We start from the raw sequence: 3,593 nt of genomic DNA on the forward strand, positions 1-3,593 counted from the left end.
GCACAGGCCAATTCGTTGGTATTACACCATTGTAAAAAATGTTCCAGCTTGTCTTCCATCTTTCTGCCTGAATTGTATTTCCGGTAGAACGGAATCTTGAACTGATATTTTTCGAAGTCGGTAAACTGCCAGGAATTCAGGTAAATAAGAATGAAATCTTCATTCTTCAATGTTTCAGTGACCATGTTCTGATAGAATTTAAGCGGAACCATCTGGAAAACAAAATCGTTATATGGGATTTGCGAATAGGGCGAGATGCTTTCCGGTATAATACTTACGCCATTTTCCTCGCTGATTTCAGTGCTTCGCTGCAACCTTTTCAGTGGGAAAAGTATGTTGGCATTCTCGATATTCGAAATATAGCTGAATTCTAGTTTTTTCAGTACATCTACAGAAATGTTGACTTCTTTCTGTCTTATTCCACGGATAAGTTTTTCGGTGAAAGCCTCAGTTAATTGTTTAGCAGTTTCAATTTCTGTGATGTTGGAATCTGCGTTATAAAGAGCAATTTCATGACCTTTGCTGATTATTTTTTTTATCAAAGGCTGTAAAGTAACCACCAACGAAATTTCTATAAAAAAAGTCGCCAGAATGTTATTATTTCCTAAAATCCTTAGAACTGAAGAAACGTTATCGATGGTGATTTCTGTAATCTCCCCATCATTAAGCCGGTAATTGTTTTTAAAATCACGCTTATTATTAATGATGTTGAAGGTTAATAAAATCATTAAAAGTTATTTGCCGAGTTTTACTTTAAGATTTTTCAGCATATCTTTGGTCATCTCGGTAATCCCGAATTCATAAGTTAAACCCCAGTCTTTTTTTGCGATAGAATCGTCAATAGAAGCCGGCCATGAGTCAGCAATTGCCTGTCGGAAATCCGGTTTGTAATCAATTTCAAAATCCGGCATTTCATTTTTAATTTCAGTTGCAAGCTCTTTAGGTGTAAAAGATAATCCACCCAAATTATAGGAAGTACGAACAGTTAAATTTTCTTTTGGAGCTTCCATTAATTTCAAAGTTGCATTAATAGCGTCATCCATGTAAAGCATTGGCATCGCTGTGTTTTCGGAGATAAAACTGGTGTATTTTCCCTGTTCTACGGCTTCATAAAAAATTTCTACTGCGTAATCTGTTGTTCCGCCACCTGCGGGAGTTTTCCAGGAAATTAAACCCGGATAACGGATGCTTCGCACATCTACTCCAAATTTGTCATGATAGTATTCGCACCATTTTTCACCGGCCATTTTCGAAATTCCATACACGGTGGTAGGATTTAAAACAACGTCCTGACCAACGTTTTCTTTAGGAATTCCTTTCCCGAAAACTGCAATGGAACTTGGCCAGAATATTTTTTTCAGCAAACCTTCTTTTGCCATTTCACAGAAATTCAGCAGCGGTTCTACATTCAGTTTCCAGGCAAAAAGCGGCTGTTTTTCAGAGGTCCCGGAAAGCAGAGACGCCAGGTGATACACGGTTGTAATTTCGTAATCCTTTACCACCTGTCTCACAAGTTGCGTATTCGAAACATCCATTCTTTCATAAAAACCCGCTGTAGTAAGGTTTTTGTCCCAACGGTCGAGTCCCGACGCAATTACATTTTCAGCGCCATGAATTTCAACTAATCTGTTGGTGAGTTCGGTGCCAATCTGTCCCAGCGCACCGGTGATAAGAATTTTTTCCGTGTAGGATTCCATTTGTAGAATTTAGAAATTGATTTTAGCAAATTTAAAAAATTAAAAGAATTTTCCCGCCAGAATTCGCTAAATATTATTGTGGGCAACATTCTCCGTTTTCTGTTCCTGTTTTTTGCTATACTTCGCTGCATAAAAGGAATATAACTGAAAGGTTCGCGGCTGAGGATATCAAACAGCTTTTCGGAATTGAAAGCATTTTCTTATTTTTGAGGAAATTTCCGACATGAAAAAAACGCTGTTTCTTCTCATCATTTCTTCCAACTTTGCATTTGCTCAGTTCACCGATATTAATATTATTAAAGAAATCCGCACCAAAGACAAGGGTTTGGTCGTTTCGGCACACCCGCTGGCAAGTGAAGCCGGCGCAAAAGTGATGAAAATGGGAGGAAATGCTTTTGATGCAGTAATCGCTACGCAATATGCTTTAGCTGTGGTTTATCCGCAGGCTGGAAACATTGGTGGTGGCGGCTTTTTAGTCGGCGTGAAAAATACTGGCGAAAAATTCACAATCGATTTTCGGGAAACAGCACCTGCAAAAGCTTCGCGGGACATGTATCTTGATAAAAAAGGAAATGCCAACACCGATTTATCTCAAAACGGAAGATTGGCCGTGGGAATTCCGGGATCTGTTGCCGGATTTTATGCAACCTTAAAGCATGCAAATCTTCCCATGGAAAAGCTTATTCAGCCTGCGATTGATCTGGCAGAACAGGGTTTTGCAATTACCGAGAGAGAAGCGAGTTTGCTTAATAATCAAATGCAGTATTTTAATGATCACAATAAAGTACCTACAGTCTTCCAAAGAAATACAGCCTGGAAACAAGGTGATATTCTGATTCAGAAAGATTTGGCTCAAACGCTGAAGCTTATTCAAAAAAACGGTGAAAAAGGCTTTTATGAAGGTAAAACGGCCGAACTGATCGTCGCAGAAATGAAACGCGGAAACGGTATTATTACTTTAAATGACCTTAAAAATTATAAAGTTGCAGAAAGAAAACCCATCGTTTTCAATTATAAAGACAACGAAATCGTTTCGATGCCTTTGCCTTCCAGCGGTGGAATTTTATTAACACAGATGCTGAAAATGTCAGGTTACGAAAATATACAGAAGCATCAGCATAATTCGACCGAAGCAGTGCAGATTATGGTAGAAGCCGAAAGACGTGCTTTTGCCGACCGGGCAGAATTTATGGGCGACCCGGGATTTATTACGGACAAAACTTCGATGCTTATCTCCGATGAGTATTTAAAAAACCGTTGGAAGAGTTTCAATATAAATAAAGCTACGCCAAGTTCTGAAGTTGGCAAAATAACACCGCAACCTAAAGAATCTACTGAAACTACACATATTTCGGTAATTGATAAAGAAGGAAATGCTGTTGCAGTCACTACAACGCTCAACGGTTTGTACGGAAGTAAAGTAGTGGTAGCCGGAGCCGGATTTTTCCTGAATAACGAAATGGATGATTTCTCAATAAAGCCCGGCGTTCCTAATATGTTTGGCGCTGTGGGCGGAGAAGCAAATAAAATTGAACCTGGAAAAAGAATGCTTAGTTCCATGACTCCAACGATTGTTATGAAAAATGGCAAGCCCTATATTATTGTGGGGACACCTGGTGGAACTACGATTCCCACATCAGTTTACCAGTCGATTGTAAATATTATTGATTTTAAACTGAGTCCGGGAATGACTGTAAATGCACCAAAATTCCATCATCAGTGGTTGCCTGAAACGGTAATGGTAGAAAATAATTTCCCTGAAACAACCCTACAAAATCTCGAAAAGAAAAACTATAAAATCGAAAGGGTTACGCAAATCGGGCGTACAGAAATGATTGTAATCGATGAAAACGGAAATGCTACTGCCGTAGCCGACGGGCGTGGTGATGATTCTGT

General features: G+C 39.1%; 3 protein-coding genes. 1 reads left to right on the top strand and 2 read right to left on the bottom strand.

Annotated features, from left to right (window positions below; all coding sequences use genetic code 11):
- The coding region (locus tag V5N63_RS09215; RefSeq protein ID WP_332033709.1) for a polysaccharide deacetylase at positions 1-728 on the bottom strand (728 nt) is incomplete at its 3' end.
- Positions 729-734: 6 nt separating this feature from the next.
- Positions 735-1,697: an NAD-dependent epimerase/dehydratase family protein gene (locus V5N63_RS09220; RefSeq protein ID WP_332033710.1), complete on the bottom strand. Its 963-nt coding sequence runs from the start codon at positions 1,695-1,697 to the stop codon at positions 735-737.
- 223 nt (positions 1,698-1,920) lie between these two features.
- Between V5N63_RS09220 and ggt the strand changes: the two genes are divergently transcribed.
- Positions 1,921-3,593, top strand: a 1,673-nt coding sequence (gene ggt, locus V5N63_RS09225; protein ID WP_332033711.1) for a gamma-glutamyltransferase, incomplete at its 3' end; no start/stop codon positions are given.

Source organism: Kaistella sp., from assembly GCF_032060305.1.
GTDB lineage: Bacteria > Bacteroidota > Bacteroidia > Flavobacteriales > Weeksellaceae > Kaistella > Kaistella yananensis.

Coding starts and splice junctions, on each gene's coding strand:
- V5N63_RS09220 (WP_332033710.1), bottom strand. CDS start 1,697: ATGGAATCCTACACGGAAAAAATTCTTATCACCGGTGCGCTGGGACAG.